The following is a 17939-nucleotide window of genomic DNA, read 5'->3' on the forward strand; positions in this document are numbered from 1 at the left end:
TTGCGCCCGTCCCTAGGGTGGGGCGAGTGCCCGACCTGGACCTCCCTGCCCACCTCTCGCCGCAGCACGCCGCCGCCATCCAGCGCCTGGCCGACCGCAACGACGCCGACCACGGTGACGGGTTCCTCGGCCTCGTGCTGAGCGGCTCCACCGGCCGCGGGATGGCCACGGAGCGGTCCGACCTCGACGTCCTCGTCGTGCTCACCGACGAGGCCGCGGCAGGGCGGCGTACGACGAAGTCACCCGACGTCGACGAGGTCCCGACTCCCCTCGCCGAGCTCGAGGAGCTGCCGCCCTTCGGGACCGACGGCTGGTGGTACCGCTGGTCCTGCGCCTGGGCCCCGGTGCTGCTGGACCGCACCGGCGGCGTGCTGCCCGACCTCGTACGCCGCCACGCGACGCTGGCGCCGGACGAGCAGCGCGAGGTGCTGGTCACCCACGACCGGTTGGACGGCTACGTCAACTACGCCTTCCGATCCCTCAAGAACGACCGGGACGGGCGGCCCCTCGAGCGGCGTCTCGACGCGGCGGAGTCGGTGCCGTGGCTGCTCGACACGGTCTTCGCGCTGGAGGGGCGGGTGCGGCCCTACATGAAGTACCTCCCGTGGGAGCTGCGCACCCACCCGCTCCCGCACTGGCCGGCCGAGGAGACCCTCGAGCTCCTGGAGCGAACCCTGGACGGCGACCCGCAGGCGGTGCGCGAGACCTTCACCCGCGTCGAGCGGGCGGTGCACGCACACCCAGCCGCCGAGGAGCTGGCTGCGATCCTCGACGGCTGGGGTGACCAGCTGGCCCTGCTCCGGGTCAGCTGACCGCGACGGCCGCGTCGTCGAGGACGAAGCTCGTCTGCAGCGACGAGTCCTCGTTCATCAGGAACTTCACGGTCACCGACTTGCCCTTGTAGGCGAGCAGGCTGTGCGAGTACTGCGTGTACGTCGCGTTGGTGCCGACGTTGCTGAAGGTGCGCAGCGTGGTGGTGACCCCGTCGACGACGACCTGCACGCGGAACGTGTCGTACGCGGTCGAGCCGGACTCGGCCGTGTCCGTGCGGATCCAGTAGGACAGGTTGGCCGCGGTCGCCGTCGAGGGGACGGTCACCGCCTGGGTCAGCGTCTCGGTCGAGGTGGTGGCGTTGCCGCCGAACCACGCCTTGTAGGAGCCGGTGCGGGCCGGGCGGCTCGCGTTGGTGGTGATGATGCCGGTGTTGCCGGCCCACGACGCGGCGCCGGACTCGAAGCCCGGGTTGGCGAGCAGGTTGCCGCCGGTCGGCGGGGGCGTGGTGCCACCGCAGGTCGGGTCGGCGGTCTGTGCCGGCACGTTGACCGCGTCCCACGCCGCCTTGACGGCGTTGAACTGGGTGCAGGTGCTGTCGAGGTTCTTGGCCGCGGTCAGCGTCCAGGTGCGGTACTTGAGGTAGGACGACGAGGACGTCTTCATCAGCATCGCGTTGTACATGATCTTGCCGGCGTTCTGGATGCCGACACCGGAGACCGACGTGCTGTCGCAGCGCGACGTACCGCCCTGCGAAAGCAGGTAGAAGAAGTGGTTGCCGGGGCCGGCGGCCGCGTGCACCTCGGTGGACGGGATCGAGCTGGTGTAGCAGGCCGGGTCACCGACGGCGGCCGGGTTGGCCATGTCGCGGATCGGGCCCTGGCCGACCAGGTTGATCTCCTCGCCGATGGTCCAGTCGGGACCGTCGTACGACGCGGACTGGTTGTCGTAGTACTCCGTCAGCGTCGCCAGGACGTCGCCGACGAACTCCTGCGTGCCGGCCTGCGAGATGCCGCCGGGGGTGCGGTCGTCGACGCCGTGGCCGTACTCGTGGGCCACCACGTCGAGCGAGCTGATCCACTGGCCGGACTGGTTCTTGCCGATCTGGACCTGGGTGCCGTCGTAGTAGGCGTTGATGTCGTTGAGCCCGACACGCAGCGGGACCCAGCCGCCCGAGCCGGTCATGCCGTTGCGGCCCAGCCAGGACGTCATCATCCCCTTCATCTGCTGGGCGGCGTAGAGGCCGTCGACGCAGCCGGTCTCCTTGTTGGTGGCGTTGCCGTTGCCCCACGCGTCGTCGGTGCCGCTGAAGGTCACGTTGGTCGCCGAGTCCTGGCACTTCAGGGTCGTGGCCGACGGGTCGGTCATCGTGAAGCTGCTGCCCGAGCCGCTGGTCGCGATCGGGAGCGGGTTGGGTCCGGAGTACGCCGCGGTGCCCGTGCCGTGGGCGATCTGCTCGCGGCCCTCGAGGACCGAGCCGTCGCCCGCGTCGACGTACACGAACTGCCACGACGGCTCGCCACCCTCGGTGGTACCGCGGACCTGGGTCTCCCACGCGAGGGCAGTGCGGTCGCGCTGCCAGACCACGAGGCGGGGCTCGGAGACGTCGGAGACCTCGGCGACGCGTCCGCGGGCCGCCTCGACGGCGCGGTCCCGGCCCACGGTCGGGGTGGTCGAGGCGAGGTCGACCGGACGGTCCTGGGCGACGGACGTGGCGAGCACGTCACCGGTCGCGTCGGTGACGACCACGAAGTCGCCGCCGACGACCGGGAGGCCCTGGTGGGTGCGCTCGTAGGCGACCGCGCGGGTGTCGTTCGCACCGGTCAGCGTGCCGGTGCGGACGAAGGCGTCACCGCGGGCCTCCTTGACCTTGCCGGGGTGCTTGTCGATCCAGGAGCGCGAGGCGTCCTGGGCGAGCCGGCTGCCGTCTGCGGCGGACGCGACGGTCTTCTGGGGGGCCGCAGAGCTCGCGGTGGTGACGGGGGAGGTCGTGAGGGCGGCGGCGATGGCCATCGTCCCGAGACCCGCGACAAGAGTTCGCTTCACGCGATCGAACCTTTCGGGTGGGCGGCCAGGTCCGGCCGCTGGAGGCCCGCTGGGGTGGCGGGCACGTGCACAGAGTTGCGATCCGGGTGTCGTCCGGCAATGACTTCCGTGTTGCAGGTCTGTGCAATGCGTGAAGATGTGGCAATGACCAGCGCTCATGACCTCCTCGAGGCCTACGACCGGCAGCTGCGACGCGAGGGAGAGGTGGGTCGCGCCACCGAGGTGGTCGAGCTGGGGCCGTTGCTGCTGGCGACCTTCGACCACGGGGGATTCGTCACCTACGCGTCGCTCGAGGGCCACGACGTCGACACCCTGGTCTCGGGCGCGATCGTGCACTTCCGCGACCGCACGGAGGTGGCGACCTTCGAGTGGAAGACGCGCGGCCACGACTGGCCGGACGACCTCGGCGAGCGGCTCGTGGCGCACGCCCTGGTCGCCGAGCCGGCGGAGACCGTGATGATCGGCGAGGCGTCCGCGCTCGCCGTACCCGTCGACGTGCCGGGCGTGACCGTCCGCCGGGCCGGGGCCACCGGGGACGCGCGCCGCGACGTCGAGGCGATGCTCGCGATGCAGGAGTCCGTCTTCGGCCGGGGGCGCGGCCCGTCGGTCGAGTCGTCGCTGGCCACCCTCGAGTCGGGCGAGGCCGAGCTGTGGCTGGCCGAGGTCGACGGCACCGTCGTGTGCGCCGGGCGGCTCCAGGTCGTGCCGGGCACCGACTTCGCCGGGATCTGGGGCGGCTCGACGCTGCCTGAGTACCGGGGCCGCGGGATCTACCGGGCCCTGGTCTCGGCCCGGGCCCGCTCGGCGGTCGACCTCGGCGTCCGCTACCTCCACTCCGACTCGACCGACATGTCGCGCCCGATCCTGGAGCGCTCCGGGCTGCTGCCCGTGACGACCACGACGCCGTACGTCTGGACCCGCTGAGTCGGGGTAGTCCGTGACGAACGGACCCGGGAAGCGCGGATCAGGGGTCCGACCGTCACGGACTACCCCGGAAATCGCCGGAGAGGCAGGAACCCTCAGCCGAGCAGGCCGAGGTCGCCGAGCCGGTCCGCGACCGCGTCGCCGAAGATCTCGTGGCCCTCGGGCGTCAGGTGCAGCCGGTCGGGCAGGTAGGGCAGGCGCAGGTCGCTGGTGGCGACGTACGGGACCCCGCTGTCGGCCGCGAGCCTGGCGAGCAGCCGGTCGACGCGGGGTACGGCGTGGGCGCGCGAGGGGGCGGTGGCTGGTCCGACGACCACGACCCGGTGCCCCTCGAGGGACTGCATCAGCCGCGCGAAGCCGAGGGTGATCGCCGTGGACGAGCGGTCGAAGTCGTTGAGGCCACCCTCGACGACCACCAGGCCCTCCAGCGGAGCCTCGAGCGCGCGGGTGCCGAACGACTCGTCGCCGCACGGGCTCGCCGTCCGGCTGAAGCCCGACCCGGAGAAGCCGGCGACGGTCACCCGGCCGGGCAGGCGCGACGGCCAGGACCCGGCGAGCCGGTCGAGGCCGAGGCCCACCGACCACGAGTCGCCGACCACCGTCACGGGAGTGCCCGAGCCGGTGACGAGCTCGGCCCGCTGCGCGGCCTGGACGCTGTGCCGGGCGCAGTAGGACATCCCGGCGCCGGCGCGCTCGACGAGCTGGACCGTGAGCACGGCGGCGACGACCAGCACGGCCAGCAGGGCCGGCACGGCGTAGCGGAGGTCGAGGCGGGTGGTCACGGCCCAATCATCCGGTCTGGACCACCGAGGCGCACGCGATCTGCGGAAATGCACACCGATGTGATGACAACGTCATCGTCCGGGAACAAGGCGGGTGGGGGCTGCGTTGTCACCCATGAACGAACTTGAGTTGATCCGGCTCAACTTGTTTGTCAGACTCGCCGCAGGGCGGCAGGATGACGCCCACACCCAGACATTCCAGCTATCCAGCGGAGGTAACACCCCATGGCACGTGCCGTCGGCATCGACCTTGGTACGACGAACAGCGTGGTCGCCGTACTCGAAGGTGGCGAACCCACCGTCATCGCCAACGCAGAGGGCGCCCGCACCACCCCGTCGGTGGTCGCGTTCGCGAAGTCCGGTGAGGTCCTGGTCGGCGAGGTCGCCAAGCGCCAGGCCGTCACCAACGTCGACCGCACCATCCGGTCCGTCAAGCGCCACATGGGCGAGGACTGGAAGGTCGAGATCGACGACAAGTCCTTCACCCCCCAGCAGATCAGCGCCTTCGTGCTGCAGAAGCTCAAGCGCGACGCCGAGGCCTACCTCGGCGAGCCGGTGACCGACGCGGTCATCACCGTCCCGGCCTACTTCTCCGACTCGCAGCGCCAGGCGACCAAGGAGGCCGGCGAGATCGCGGGCCTCAACGTCAGCCGCATCGTCAACGAGCCCACCGCCGCGGCGCTGGCCTACGGCCTCGACAAGGGCGACGACCAGACGATCCTCGTCTTCGACCTCGGTGGCGGCACGTTCGACGTGTCCCTGCTCGAGATCGGTGAGGGCGTCGTCGAGGTCAAGGCGACCTCCGGTGACAACCACCTCGGTGGCGACGACTGGGACAACAAGATCGTCGAGTGGATGGTCACCAAGTTCAAGAACTCCAACGGCGTGGACCTGGCGGCCGACAAGATCGCCAAGCAGCGCCTGCAGGAGGCGGCGGAGAAGGCCAAGATCGAGCTGTCGTCCAGCTCCGAGACGACCATCCACCTGCCGTACATCACCCACGGCGAGGGCGGGCCGCTCCACTTCGAGGAGAAGCTGACCCGGTCCGAGTTCCAGAAGCTCACCGCCGACCTGCTCGCCCGCACCAAGGCGCCGTTCCAGAGCGTGCTCAAGGACGGCGGCGTCGAGGTCGCCAAGATCGACCACGTCGTGCTCGTCGGTGGCTCCACCCGCATGCCCGCCGTCAGCGAGCTGGTCACCGAGCTCCTCGGCGGCAAGCAGCCCAACAAGGGCGTCAACCCCGACGAGGTCGTCGCCATCGGCGCGGCGCTCCAAGCCGGTGTCCTCAAGGGCGAGGTCAAGGACGTGCTGCTGCTCGACGTGACCCCGCTGTCGCTGGGCATCGAGACCAAGGGCGGCGTCATGACCTCCCTGATCGAGCGCAACACCACGATCCCGACCAAGCGCAGCGAGATCTTCACGACGGCCGACGACAACCAGCCGTCCGTCGAGATCAAGGTCGCCCAGGGCGAGCGCCCGATGTGGGGGGAGAACCAGCCCCTCGGCAACTTCGAGCTCACCGGCCTGCCGCCGGCACCGCGCGGCATCCCGAAGATCGAGGTCACCTTCGACATCGACGCCAACGGCATCGTCCACGTGTCCGCCAAGGACCAGGCGTCCGGCCGCGAGCAGTCGATGACGATCTCCGGCGGCTCCGCGCTGTCCAAGGACGAGATCGACCGGATGGTCAAGGAGGCCGAGCAGTACGCCGAGGAGGACGCCAAGCGTCGCGAGGCCATCGAGGTCCGCAACCAGGCCGACTCGCTCGTCTACTCGACCGAGAAGTTCCTCACCGACAACGACGACAAGCTCCCCGAGGACGTCAAGACCGAGGTCAAGGCCGACGTCGAGTCCCTCAAGGAGCTGCTCGCCCGCGAGGACGCCTCGGCCGAGGAGCTGACCGCCGGGGTCTCCAAGCTCGGTGAGTCCAGCCAGAAGATGGGTGCGGCCATGTACGCCGCCGCGGACGCCGACCAGGCGGCCGCGGGTGGCACGTCCGAGGCGACCGGCGAGTCCGACGACGACGTCGTCGACGCCGAGATCGTCGACGAGCCCGCCGAGGGCACCGACACCGAGGGTGAGAACAAGTGACCTCTTCCGACGGATCCTTCGGGGACGCCGCGGGCGAGATGGCCAACGAGACCGAGGTCGAGGTGACGCCCCAGGGCGACGCCTCGGCCTCGGCCGGCGCCACCGGGTCCGGCACGCCGGACGACACCGGCGCCGGCCCCGCGATGGGCACTCCCACCGGCCACGCGCCGGGTGAGGACATCAGCGGCGTCGACAACTGGGTCGAGGAGGGTGGCCCCCTCGAGCCCCAGGACGTGGCCGACGTGGAGGGTGGTGCGGCCGAGGCCGACCCGCTCACCGCGGCCGAGACGGCCCTGGCCGAGCGGACCGTGGACCTGCAGCGGCTGCAGGCCGAGTTCCTCAACTACAAGCGCCGCGTCGACCGGGACCGCGACCTCATCGCCGAGAACGCGACGTACAAGGTCCTCAGCCCGATCATCGAGGTGCTCGACACCATCGACCGGGCCCGCGAGCACGGGGAGGTCGACGGCGGCTTCAAGTCCGTGGCCGACCAGCTCGAGCGGATCGTCGCGGGTCTCGGGCTCACCAAGTTCGGCGCGCCGGGCGATGCGTTCGACCCGACGATCCACGAGGCGCTGAGCCACATCGGCGAGGATCCCGACGTGGAGGTGACCACCGCCAAGGTGGTGGCCAAGTCCGGCTACAAGATCGGCGACCGGGTGGTCCGCGCGGCACAGGTGCTCGTGGTCGACCCGGCCACGCCGACCGCGTGACGCAGGCTCGACCGGCCCGGCGACTCCTGTCGCCGGGCCACCCGCACGGCACACTCACCAGGCACGAGAGGAGGGGATGGCATGGCTGACAACGACGGCTTCCGCAACGACTGGGCGACCAAGGACTTCTACCAGGTCCTCGGCGTCGCCAAGGACGCGTCCGCCGACGACATCAAGAAGGCCTACCGCAAGCTCGCGCGGGCCAACCACCCCGACTCCAACCCCGGCGACTCCGTCAAGCACGACCGGTTCAAGGCCGTCGCCGAGGCCTACGACGTCGTCGGCGACGCCGACAAGCGCACCAAGTACGACGAGTTCCGCCGGCTCCAGTCCAGCGGCGGGTTCGGCGGCTTCGGCGGCGGTGCCGGTCAGCCCGGTGGCGGCTTCGGTGGCGGTGGCTTCGACATCAACGACCTGCTGCGCGACCGGGCGGGCGGCGGTGCCGGCGGCCTCGGCGACATGTTCGGCGACATCTTCCACCAGGGCGGCGGGGCGCGGGCCCGCCAGCCCCGACCCCGTCGCGGCGGCGACGTCGAGACCACCGCCACCATCGGGTTCGTCGACGCCCTCGAGGGCGTCACGATCTCGCTGCGGCTGACCTCCGACGCGGCCTGCGCCACCTGCCAGGGCACCGGCGGCAAGCCGGGTACCCGGCCGCACATCTGCCCCGAGTGCGAGGGCGCCGGCTTCGTGGTCGCCAGCGCGGGCGGCGGGTTCTCGATGAACGAGACCTGCCCGGCCTGCGGCGGTCGCCAGCTGGTCTACGACGAGGCGTGCCCCACCTGCCACGGCACCGGCCACGGCACCTCGGCGCGCACGATCCAGGCCCGCATCCCCGCGGGCGTCAAGGACGGCCAGCGGATCCGCATCAAGGGCAAGGGCACTCCCGGCGAGAGCGGCGGCCCGGCCGGCGACCTCTTCGTCAAGGTCAAGGTCTCCCCGCACCGCGTCTTCGGCCGCAAGGGCGACAACCTCACCATCGACGTGCCGGTCTCCTTCGACGAGGCCGCGCTCGGCGCCGAGGTCAAGGTGCCCACGCTCGGCGGCGCTCCGGTGACCCTCAAGCTGCCGCCCGGCACGCCCAACGGCCGCACCTTCCGGGTGCGCGGCAAGGGAGCGACCAAGGCCGACGGCTCGAAGGGCGACCTGCTCGCCACCGTCGAGGTGCACGTCCCCGCCACCCTCGACACCACCGCGCGGGAGGCGCTCGAGGCCTATCGGGCCGCCACGGCCGGCACCCCGCTCCGCACCCAGCTGTTCGAGGCGAGCTGACATGGTCTCCTCGATGGGCACCCCGTTCGGCAGCCCGTCCCCGGACATGGCCGTCTACGTCATCAGCGTGGCCGCCGAGCTGACCGGGCTGCACCCGCAGACCCTGCGGGCCTACGAGCGGATGGGCCTCATCACCCCCGGTCGCACCGGCGGCGGCGGCCGGCGCTACTCGCACCGCGACCTCGAGCTGCTGCGCGAGATCGCCGACCTGACCAGCGCCGGCATCGGCATCGAGGGCGTACGCCGCATCCTCCAGCTCGACAACCAGGTCACCGCGCTGCGGGCCCGCAACGACGAGCTCGCCGCCGAGCTCGCGGCCACCCGGGAGGCGCTGCGCCAGGCGCTCGCCGCCGCCCGGTCGTCGTCGCCCAACAAGCTCCCGGTGCTCCGCGGCCCCGACCCGGGCCAGTCGCTGATGGTCTGGCGCCGCTCGCGCTGAGCCAGGTCAGCGACCGGCCAGGAACTCCTCCACCTCGGCGGCGGTGGGCGCCGTCGCCGGACCCCGCCGCGTCACCTTGATCGCGGCGGCCGCGTTGGCGCGCCGGCAGGCGTCGACCCAGTCGCGACCGGCCGCGACGTCGGCGACGAGCGCCCCGGTGTGGGTGTCGCCCGCGCCGTTGGTGTCGACCGGCGTCTGCGGGTACCCCGGCAGCAGCGTCGTCTCGCTGCCCACGGTCACGGCGCACCCGTCCGGCCCGTCGCGCACGATGGTGACCGCCTCACCCCGCAGCAGCGGCGCCAGCGCCCGGGCGGGCGCCACCATGGAGTCGGCGTCGTCGGCCATCGGCCGCCCCAGCGCGGCGAGCAGGTCGGCGGCCTCCTCGGCGTTGCCCGACCACACGTCGGTGAGCTCCAGCATCGGGTCGCGGACCTCCGCCGGCAGGTGGGCGAAGGCGGCCCCCGGATCCAGTACGACGACCACGCCCGCGTCGAGGGTCGCCAGCCAGGCCAGCAGCGGGTCCCGCGTCTCGGGCAGCACCAGCGAGTAGCCGGTCACGCAGACCAGGTCGCCCGCCACCGGGGCCGCGGTGGACAGCGACTCCACGCTGATCTCCCGCTCGGCGCCCAGGGTGGTCACGAAGGTCCGCTCGGCCGACGGCTCGACGAGGACGAGGCAGGTGGCGGTGTCGCGGGCGGTGATCGCCGGGGCCGAGAGCGTGACGTCCTCAGCGGCCAGCGAGGCCCGGACCAGGTCGCCGTTGGGTCCGGTCCCGTGGGCGCCGGCGTGGACGCAGGCGGCACCGAAGCGGGCGGCGGCGACGAGGACGCTGACCGAGCCCCCGGCGTACCGGGTGCTCGATCCGGCCATCACGTTCTGGCCGCGTCGCGGCAGCGACGGCACCTCCACGACCACGTCGACGAGCGCCTGGCCGGTGTGGATGACGCGCCTCACCCGAGGAGCCCTGCCGTGACGTCCGCGGTCGTGGCCAGGGTGATCTGCGGCGGGTAGAGCGCCATCACGTCGAGGGCCGCGCGGTGGTTGTCGGGCGTGGACCCGGCGCACGCGTCGGTGACGATGGTGAGCGTCGCCCCCGCGTCGGCCGCGGCCAGCGCGGTCGAGACGACGCAGCAGTCGGTCGAGACGCCGGCCACGACCAGGTGCGGGGTCTCGCCGGTGATCGCCACGAGGTCGGGCACCCACTTGCCGAAGGTCGTCGCGGTCACCACCGGAGCCTCGATGTCGCGCACCTCGTCGACGAGGTCGTAGAGGTGGTCGTCGGCGGGGACGCGGGCGAAGGGCCACGCGTCGAGGTAGGGCACCCAGCTGCCGCGGGCCGGGTCCGGCGCGACCCAGCGGGTCAGGACGGTGCGGCCGGCGTGGGCCGCGGCCAGCCGGTGCACCGGGTCGAGGATGTCAGGGAACATCGGCGACCCCCACGGGCTGTCGGGCGAGGCGAAGATGCGCTGCGGGTCGATCACGACCAGCCAGGTCTCGGGCATGGGCGTCACTCTCGCAGCCAGTGGCCGGGCCGGGCGAGGCCCCCGGGCAGCCGGGTGTCGAGGTCGCCACGCATGCCGTTGACCTGGGGCTGGGTGAGGAAGAGCGCGCCCTCCAGGGTCGCGCCCCGCACGTCGGTGTCGCGCACGTCGGCGCCCAGGAGGTCGGCCCCGGTGAGGTCGGCGCCCCGCAGGTCGGCCCCGATCAGCAGCGCCCCGCGCAGGGCGGCACCCCGCAGGTCCGTCCCGCGCAGGTCGCGGCCGGCGAGGTCGTCGTGGGCGAGGTCGATCCGGCCCGCCCACCGGGCCCGGGCGCGGACGCTGGCCCGGGCCAGCACGTCGCCGACCTCGGCGCGCAGCTCGTCGACGTCGAGCGCGAGCAGCTCGGTCGGGGTCTGCGCGACCAGCGCGCCGATCCGGTCGCGGAGGTCGCCCGTGACGCCGGCGACCCGGTTCTCGGCCTCGACGAGGTGCCGGAGCATCTCGTGCAGCTGGCGCATCACCGACAGCACCGCGGACATCTCGCCGAGGTTGTCGTGGTCGCGCCAGGACTGCCCGCCGTACGTCACCTGCGAGACCTGCTGCCCGGCGCCGAAGCACTCGAAGACGGTGCACCCCGGCCAGCCGTCCTCGCGGAGGGTGGCGTGGATGCCGCAGCGGTCGTCCAGCTGGAGGTGGTGGCACGGGGTGCCGCTCGCCTTGGTGACGCCGAAGCCCGACTCGCGGGAGAACGGCATCAGGACGCAGCACAGGCCGAAGCAGCTGCCGCAGTCCGCACTCAGGACGGGGAGGTTCACCCCGCCATCATGGCGGGCGGCGCGGGCGTGGGGCTCAGCGGTAGAAGCCGTAGGCCATGGCGTGGGCGTTGACCACGGCGAGCACGGCGAACGTGCTGACGACCCATCGCTGGTCGGTGATGTGCGTCGCGAGCCACTTCATGCGATCGACGGTGGCACCGCGGCGGAAACGGTGTCGAGGGCGGTCGCGCGATCCGTCGTGGATTTACCCCATCGGGGGAGGGGTGGTCCGGACACGGTGCGCGTGCACCGGCTGCCACGCGTCGTGCAGCGTGGTGATGAGGATCAGGAGCATCACGAAGAACAGCGTGGTGCTGATGTCGAGGTTGCCCCGGCCGAGCAGCGCCGAGGCGGCGAGCACGAGCAACACGTTGACGACCAGCCGGACGCCGAAGGAGATGAGCAGGCTCTCGGTGCTGAACGAGCGTCGCGCCGCCGCGAGGACCAGGGCGGCGTTGACCACCACGAAGGCCCCGGTGCCGAGGAAGAGCTCCAGGTTGCTCGCGTCGACGCCCGGCACGGTCTGGGCGAAGATGACCGAGAGCAGGCCGACGAGCACGACCTTCTCGGCGGTGATCCCGGAGCGCACCCGCGTGGCGTCGGCACGCCAGGCGGCGCGCTCGGCGGCGGTGTCCATCTCCTCCGGGAGCGGGTCGGGGCTCATGCGCAGCGCCCAGTCCGGCTCCGGCAGGCGCGGACGCACCACGAACCAGAGCACGGCGGCGAGGACGACGATCAGCGTGATGAGCAGCGGCCACGCCCAGTCGTACTCCTCGAGGGTGTCGGTCACGTCCAGCTGGGCCACGTGGATCCAGTACTCCTGCGGGAGCTTGATGAAGATCCAGATCAGGGCGGCCACGACGATCCACCAGCGGCGTACGAACCGCATGGGGTTCCACCTCGAGCGGACGGTCTCGTAGGCGATGAAGAAGTACTCGAACGTGTTGGGGAAGATCAGCAGCAGGACCCGCGACTGGAGGAGCTCGAAGGCCACGACGCCGACGAGCCGGTAGAAGTACAGGAAGCGTCCCACCTGGAAGGCGCCCGGCGAGACCCAGTTGCGCAGCATCGAGAGGTACGCGATCGCCAGGTAGTAGACGTCCATGGCCTTGTCGTAGCCCTGGTATCCGGGCGGGTCGTAGCCGAACGCCTGGAAGATCGACTGGTCGACGCCGTCCACGATGAGGCAGCCGATGATGGCCGGCAGCGGGTAGCGCGGGATCAGCAGCGGCAGCAGGAAGCGCACACCCACGACGAGGACGAACAACCACTCCATGACGAGGAGCATGGCGGGTGCGGCCGGTGATGTCACCGGTCCGGGGTCGTGGTCTGGTCACGGGTGCCCGACGGCCGGTCGGCAGACTGGGGCCATGACCGGCACCTTCGTCGTGGCCGCGGTCGCCTTCGTGCGCGACGGCCACGTGCTCACCGTCCGCAAGCGCGGGACCAGCCGCTTCATGCTGCCGGGCGGCAAGCTGGAGCCGGGGGAGAGTGCGTACGACGCCGCGGTGCGCGAGATCCGCGAGGAGGTGGGCCTCGTGGTGGACGACCTGACGCTGCTGGGCGAGTTCACCGCGGACGCCGCCAACGAGCCGGGCCACCTCGTCGAGTCGACGGTGTACGTCGCGTCGTTGCCGCTCACGGCGAGCGGGGCCCGGGTCGAGCCGACCGCGGCCGGCGAGATCGCCGAGTGCTCCGCTGGACCGCGCTGGCCGGGGAGCACGACGACCTGGCGCCGCTGCTCTCCGACCACGTCGTGCCGCGGCTGCTCCCGGGCTGAGGCCGGGCCGGCCGAGCTCAGGCCGGGGCGGCCATCCTGGGGTCCTTGAGGTCGAAGAACTTCTGCTCGCCGACCGAGAGGGAGTCCATCTCGGCCATCACCTCCTGCAGCTCCGGCGGCAGCTCCTTCTGCTCCCCGGCGCGGGCCTCGGCCTCCGACGTGAAGTAGATCGCCATCGTCCACTCGCCGTCGTCGTGGTCGAGCAGGACGGTGCCGAGGATGTCCGGGCGGAACGCCTGCCAGTCGGTCGGGTCGGCCGACATCAGCTCGTGGCTGCGGGCGGGGTCCTTGGAACGGCCCTGCATCACCTGCACGAACCCGGCCTCCCCGGGATCGCCGTACGCATCGACGTCCACCGACGTGCTGTTGCGGAACTCCGGCTCGGAGGTGAAGTGCGCCTCCACCTCGGCCCACCAGGCGCCCTGCTCGGGACGGTTGCTGTTGCGCTGCGCCGCCTCCTCGGACTCGAAGCGCGCCAGCGCGACGAGGGTCCCGTCGTCGGTCACGCCGGCCGTGCTGCCCAGCCAGCCGTCGGCCCCGGGGGCCAGGTCCCGTATCCACTGGTCCAGCAGTCCGAGGACCGCGTCTCCGCTGCCCACCTGCCCCTGGAACACCTGCACGAACATGTCGTACCTCCCTGCTCGACGAGTCCCCGGCCGCCTCTCGACGCTACGCGCGGGACCACCGGGCGGGTATCGCAAGAACGGACCAACTTCCCAAAGTTGAGGGGAATCGACTCAACTTCTGGCGCGTTGGAACGAGTGGGACCACAGTGGTTCCACACCACGAGCGAGGAGAGTCGGAGTTGAGCCAGTTCGGCGCCGAGAAGTTCACCACCCGCAGCCGCGAGGTCATCGAGGCCGCACAGCTCGCCGCGACCACGGCGGGCAACACCCAGACCGAGCCCATCCACCTGCTCGTCGCCCTGCTCCGCCAGGAGGACGGCACCGCGCGCAACCTCGTCGGCAAGGCCGGGGTCGACGCCGCCGCCCTCACGGCACGGGCCGAGCAGGCGATGCAGACCCTGCCCCGCGCCAGCGGGTCGACCGTCCAGCAGCCCGCTGCGAGCGCCTCGCTCACCCGGGTGCTGGCCAGCGCGCTCGACCTCGCCGCCGGCATGAAGGACGACTACGTCGCCACCGAGCACCTGCTCATCGCGACGGCCACCGTGGAGAGCAGCGCCAAGAAGCTCCTCACCGACGCCGGCCTCACCGAGTCCGGCATGCGCGAGGGGCTCACCGCCGTCCGCGGCAACCGCCGCGTCACCAGCCCGGAGGCCGAGTCGTCGTACGAGTCGCTCGAGAAGTACTCCGTCGACCTGACGAAGGCGGCCGAGGACGGGCGCCTCGACCCGGTCATCGGGCGGGACTCCGAGATCCGCCGGGTGATCCAGGTCCTCAGCCGGCGTACCAAGAACAACCCCGTGCTGATCGGCGAGCCCGGCGTCGGCAAGACCGCCGTCGTCGAGGGCCTCGCCCAGCGCGTCGTCGACGGCGACGTCCCCGACAGCCTCAAGGGGCGCCGGGTGCTCAGCCTCGACCTGGCCGCGATGGTGGCCGGCGCGAAGTACCGCGGCGAGTTCGAGGAGCGGCTCAAGGCCGTCCTCGAGGAGATCAAGGACGCCGGCGGGCAGGTCATCACCTTCATCGACGAGCTGCACACCGTCGTCGGCGCGGGTGCCGGTGGTGACTCCGCCATGGACGCCGGCAACATGCTCAAGCCGATGCTGGCCCGCGGCGAGCTGCACATGATCGGCGCGACCACGCTGGATGAATACCGCGAGCGCATCGAGAAGGATCCCGCTCTGGAGCGCCGCTTCCAGCAGGTCTTCGTCGGCGAGCCCAGCGTCGAGGACACCATCCAGATCCTGCGCGGCATCCAGGAGAAGTACGAGGCGCACCACGGCGTGCGGATCACCGACGCCGCGCTGGTTGCGGCCGCCACCCTCTCCGACCGCTACATCACCGGTCGCCAGCTGCCCGACAAGGCCATCGACCTCATCGACGAGGCGTCGTCGCGGCTGCGGATGGAGCACGAGTCCTCCCCGGAGGAGATCGACCAGCTCCGCCGCCAGGTCGACCGGCTCAAGATGGAGGAGTTCGCGCTCGAGAAGGAGACCGACGACGCGTCGCGCGAGCGGCTCGCCGCCCTCAAGGCCGACCTCGCCGACAAGGAGGAGGAGCTGCGCGGGCTCGAGGCCCGCTGGGAGCGGGAGAAGTCCACGCTCGAGGGCGAGGGCGAGCTCCGTCGCCAGCTCGACGCGCTGCGGATCGAGGCCGACAAGCTGCTCCGCGAGGGTGACCTCGCCGGCGCCAGCAAGATCAACTACGAGTCGATCCCGGCGCTGGAGCAGCAGATCGCGACCGCCGAGTCCGGCGAGCTCGCCCAGAGCGAGAAGCTCGTCGGCGAGGAGGTCGGCGCCGAGCAGATCGCCGACGTCGTCGAGGCCTGGACCGGCATCCCGACCGGCCGGCTGCTCCAGGGCGAGACCGCCAAGCTCCTCGAGATGGAATCGGTGATCGGCGAGCGGCTGATCGGCCAGCGCGACGCGGTGACCGCGGTGAGCGACGCCGTACGCCGCTCGCGGGCCGGCATCGCCGACCCCAACCGGCCGACCGGGTCGTTCCTCTTCCTGGGCCCGACCGGCACCGGCAAGACCGAGCTGGCCAAGTCGCTGGCCGACTTCCTCTTCGACGACGAGCGGGCGATCGTCCGCATCGACATGAGCGAGTACGGCGAGAAGCACTCGGTCTCGCGGCTCGTCGGCGCCCCTCCCGGCTACGTCGGCTACGACGAGGGCGGCCAGCTCACCGAGGCGGTGCGCCGGCGCCCCTACAGCGTCGTGCTGCTCGACGAGGTGGAGAAGGCGCACCCGGAGGTCTTCGACATCCTGCTGCAGGTGCTCGACGACGGCCGGCTCACCGACGGCCAGGGCCGCACGGTCGACTTCCGCAACACGCTGCTGATCCTCACCAGCAACCTGGGGTCGTCGTACCTCGTGGACCCGTCGCTGTCGCCGGAGGCGAAGAAGGACGCCGTGATGGGCGTGGTGCGCTCGTCGTTCAAGCCGGAGTTCCTCAACCGGCTCGACGAGATCGTCATGTTCGACGCGCTCACCAAGGACGACCTCGCGCACATCGTCGACCTCCAGCTGACGCTGCTGGAGAAGCGGCTCGCCGTCCGCCGGATCACCATCCACGTCACCGACGCCGCGCGCGCCTGGCTCGCGGACACCGGCTACGACCCGGCGTACGGCGCCCGCCCGCTCCGCCGGCTGATCCAGTCGGCCATCGGTGACCCGCTCGCCCGCCTGCTCATCGGCGGCGACGTCACCGACGGGGGCTCCGTCACCGTCGACGTCGGGGAGGACGGGCTCGTCCTGCGCTGATCCCGCCCCTTGCGGCGGAGTCCCCGCTCAGGCGGGGACTCCGTCACTGTGTGACCGTTGCAACGGTCACAGGGTGACGGACTCGCCGACGAAGTGACGTGAGGGTCGTACGACGCCGCGCGGGCCCGGCGATCCTCAGCCGGCGATCAGGCGACTGCGCGATGCTGTGTCCCGTGAGTGACGTGACGACCACCGATGTCCGTCCGTGGTGGCGGCTCCGGGACACCCCCGTGCCCGGCGGCGTGCCCGAGCTGGCCCGCGCGCTCCTCTGGTTCGAGCTGGCGATCGTCCTGCTCGTGTCGCTGGGGCGCTCGGCCGTCTACTCGGTCGTCAGCATCGTGTCCGCGCTGACCGCGCCGGGCCCGCTGTCCTCGCAGGCGGCCAACCTCAACAACTCCTTGGCCCCCGACCGGCCCTGGCTGGACCTGACCTACCAGCTGCTGCGCATCGGCTTCGCCCTCGTGCCGGTGGCGCTGGCGGCGTACCTCCTGGTCCGCTCGGGCACCCGCGTCCGCGACGTCTGGGCCCGCGGCGGGCGCTGGGCGACGTGGGGCGACCTGGGCCGCGGTGCCTGGCTGGCCCTGGGCGTCGGCACGGTCGGTGTCGTGTTCTACGTCGCGACCTTCGCGCTCGGCACCAACCTGACGGTCGTCGCCCAGTCGCTGCCGGGCGAGTGGTGGCAGGTGCCGGTGCTGGTGCTCGCGGCCGCCGAGAACGCGGTGCTCGAGGAGCTCGTGGTCCTCGGCTTCGTGCAGGTGCGGCTGCGCCAGCTCGGCTTCGGCGACTCGGCGGCGATCGGCCTCGCCGCGCTGCTGCGGGGCAGCTACCACCTCTACCAGGGCCTCGGCGGCTTCGTCGGCAACCTCGCGATGGGCCTGCTGTTCGGCTGGCTCTTCCGTCGCTGGGGCCGGGTGATGCCGTTCGTGGTCGCCCACACGCTGCTCGACGTCGGTGCCTTCGTCGGGTACGCCGCCCTGGCCGGGCGGGTCGACTGGCTGCCGACCCTCTAGTCCCGACGCCGCGAGAGCCAGCCGCCGCCCCACAGCGCCCAGAGCACCAGCACCGGCTGGAAGAACAGCCGGACGAGGCGGGCCCGGTCGGAGTCCAGTCCGAAGGCGTCGACCCCCTCGACGTACTGCGCGACGTTGCCCGGGAAGATCGCCACGAAGAACGCGGCGAGCAGCCCGCCGACCAGGCGCCGGCGCTGCGGCAGCGCGATGAACGCCGCGCCGAGCCCGATCTCCACCACCCCGGACGCGACGACGGTGAAGTCCTCGTCCAGCGGGAACCACGAGGGCACCTGCGCCTGGAACTCCTCGCGCTGGGTGGTCAGGTGGAGCACGCCGGCGCCCACCATCGCCGTGCCGAGCAGGAGACGGGCGGCGGTGCTTGCAGTGCTCATGGTCCGCAGCCTAGGGGCTCCCCGTCGGGGTAGTC

The 17939-nt window shown here is 71.8% G+C and carries 17 protein-coding genes; 9 read left to right on the forward strand and 8 right to left on the reverse strand.

Annotated elements, in window-relative coordinates:
* The first annotated feature begins 26 nt into the window (after positions 1–26).
* Positions 27–812: a nucleotidyltransferase domain-containing protein gene (locus DAE25_RS11775; RefSeq protein ID WP_159083694.1), complete on the forward strand. Its 786-nt coding sequence runs from the start codon at positions 27–29 to the stop codon at positions 810–812.
* On the opposite strand, the gene DAE25_RS11780 is transcribed toward DAE25_RS11775, so the two are convergent.
* The gene (locus DAE25_RS11780) at positions 805–2817 is read right to left on the reverse strand and encodes a M4 family metallopeptidase (RefSeq protein WP_234411002.1); all 2013 of its coding nucleotides are present in this window, start codon (positions 2815–2817) and stop codon (positions 805–807) included. The genes DAE25_RS11775 and DAE25_RS11780 overlap by 8 nt on opposite strands.
* A gap of 144 nt (positions 2818–2961) precedes the next feature.
* Here DAE25_RS11780 and DAE25_RS11785 point away from each other — a divergent pair, with 144 nt between their 5' ends.
* Positions 2962–3741 carry a GNAT family N-acetyltransferase gene (locus DAE25_RS11785; protein ID WP_107766409.1) on the forward strand — a complete coding sequence of 260 codons (780 nt, stop codon included), beginning with the start codon at positions 2962–2964 and terminating at the stop codon, positions 3739–3741.
* Positions 3742–3836: 95 nt separating this feature from the next.
* Here the strand turns inward: DAE25_RS11785 and DAE25_RS11790 are convergent, their stop codons facing one another.
* Positions 3837–4523 carry an SGNH/GDSL hydrolase family protein gene (locus DAE25_RS11790; protein ID WP_107766410.1) on the reverse strand — a complete coding sequence of 229 codons (687 nt, stop codon included), beginning with the start codon at positions 4521–4523 and terminating at the stop codon, positions 3837–3839.
* 225 nt (positions 4524–4748) lie between these two features.
* On the opposite strand from DAE25_RS11790, the gene dnaK reads away from it, so the two are divergent.
* The 4 genes from dnaK to DAE25_RS11810 all read left to right on the forward strand — a co-directional run bounded on the left by dnaK (position 4749) and on the right by DAE25_RS11810 (position 9038).
* Positions 4749–6614 (forward strand): molecular chaperone DnaK, encoded by a 1866-nt coding sequence (dnaK, locus tag DAE25_RS11795; protein ID WP_107766411.1) that lies wholly within the window; start codon positions 4749–4751, stop codon positions 6612–6614.
* Positions 6611–7327, forward strand: coding sequence for a nucleotide exchange factor GrpE (gene grpE, locus DAE25_RS11800; RefSeq protein WP_234411003.1), 717 nt, complete (start codon positions 6611–6613; stop codon positions 7325–7327). The genes dnaK and grpE overlap by 4 nt, the downstream gene beginning before the upstream one ends.
* A gap of 81 nt (positions 7328–7408) precedes the next feature.
* Entirely contained in the window at positions 7409–8599 is a 1191-nt protein-coding gene (gene dnaJ, locus DAE25_RS11805; protein ID WP_107766412.1) for a molecular chaperone DnaJ, read from the forward strand.
* 1 nt (position 8600) lies between these two features.
* The gene (locus DAE25_RS11810) at positions 8601–9038 is read left to right on the forward strand and encodes a heat shock protein transcriptional repressor HspR (RefSeq protein WP_234411004.1); all 438 of its coding nucleotides are present in this window, start codon (positions 8601–8603) and stop codon (positions 9036–9038) included.
* A gap of 6 nt (positions 9039–9044) precedes the next feature.
* Here the strand turns inward: DAE25_RS11810 and DAE25_RS11815 are convergent, their stop codons facing one another.
* The 4 genes from DAE25_RS11815 to DAE25_RS11830 form a co-directional block, all read right to left on the reverse strand.
* Positions 9045–9992 carry a PfkB family carbohydrate kinase gene (locus DAE25_RS11815; protein ID WP_107766413.1) on the reverse strand — a complete coding sequence of 316 codons (948 nt, stop codon included), beginning with the start codon at positions 9990–9992 and terminating at the stop codon, positions 9045–9047.
* Positions 9989–10540: a cysteine hydrolase family protein gene (locus DAE25_RS11820; protein ID WP_107766414.1), complete on the reverse strand. Its 552-nt coding sequence runs from the start codon at positions 10538–10540 to the stop codon at positions 9989–9991. The genes DAE25_RS11815 and DAE25_RS11820 overlap by 4 nt, the downstream gene beginning before the upstream one ends.
* Before the next feature lie 5 nt (positions 10541–10545).
* Complete coding sequence (locus DAE25_RS11825; protein WP_234411005.1) at positions 10546–11334, reverse strand: pentapeptide repeat-containing protein; 789 nt, start codon at positions 11332–11334, stop codon at positions 10546–10548.
* A gap of 205 nt (positions 11335–11539) precedes the next feature.
* Complete coding sequence (locus tag DAE25_RS11830; protein ID WP_199907563.1) at positions 11540–12610, reverse strand: hypothetical protein; 1071 nt, start codon at positions 12608–12610, stop codon at positions 11540–11542.
* Positions 12611–12704: 94 nt separating this feature from the next.
* Here DAE25_RS11830 and DAE25_RS11835 point away from each other — a divergent pair, with 94 nt between their 5' ends.
* Positions 12705–13163: an NUDIX hydrolase gene (locus DAE25_RS11835; protein ID WP_107766416.1), complete on the forward strand. Its 459-nt coding sequence runs from the start codon at positions 12705–12707 to the stop codon at positions 13161–13163.
* Here DAE25_RS11835 and DAE25_RS11840 read toward each other — a convergent pair.
* Positions 13132–13740, reverse strand: a complete 609-nt coding sequence (locus tag DAE25_RS11840; RefSeq protein WP_107766417.1) for a hypothetical protein — start codon at positions 13738–13740, stop codon at positions 13132–13134. The two genes, DAE25_RS11835 and DAE25_RS11840, sit on opposite strands and share 32 nt — an antisense overlap.
* 179 nt (positions 13741–13919) lie before the next feature.
* On the opposite strand from DAE25_RS11840, the gene clpB reads away from it, so the two are divergent.
* Entirely contained in the window at positions 13920–16502 is a 2583-nt protein-coding gene (gene clpB / locus DAE25_RS11845) for an ATP-dependent chaperone ClpB (protein WP_107766418.1), read from the forward strand.
* A gap of 182 nt (positions 16503–16684) precedes the next feature.
* The gene (locus DAE25_RS11850) at positions 16685–17512 is read left to right on the forward strand and encodes a CPBP family intramembrane glutamic endopeptidase (RefSeq protein ID WP_234411006.1); all 828 of its coding nucleotides are present in this window, start codon (positions 16685–16687) and stop codon (positions 17510–17512) included.
* On the opposite strand, the gene DAE25_RS11855 is transcribed toward DAE25_RS11850, so the two are convergent.
* Positions 17509–17904 (reverse strand): DoxX family protein, encoded by a 396-nt coding sequence (locus tag DAE25_RS11855; RefSeq protein WP_107766420.1) that lies wholly within the window; start codon positions 17902–17904, stop codon positions 17509–17511. The two genes, DAE25_RS11850 and DAE25_RS11855, sit on opposite strands and share 4 nt — an antisense overlap.
* Positions 17905–17939 lie beyond the last annotated feature (35 nt).

Source organism: Nocardioides terrigena (assembly GCF_003047265.1).
Lineage (GTDB): Bacteria > Actinomycetota > Actinomycetes > Propionibacteriales > Nocardioidaceae > Nocardioides > Nocardioides terrigena.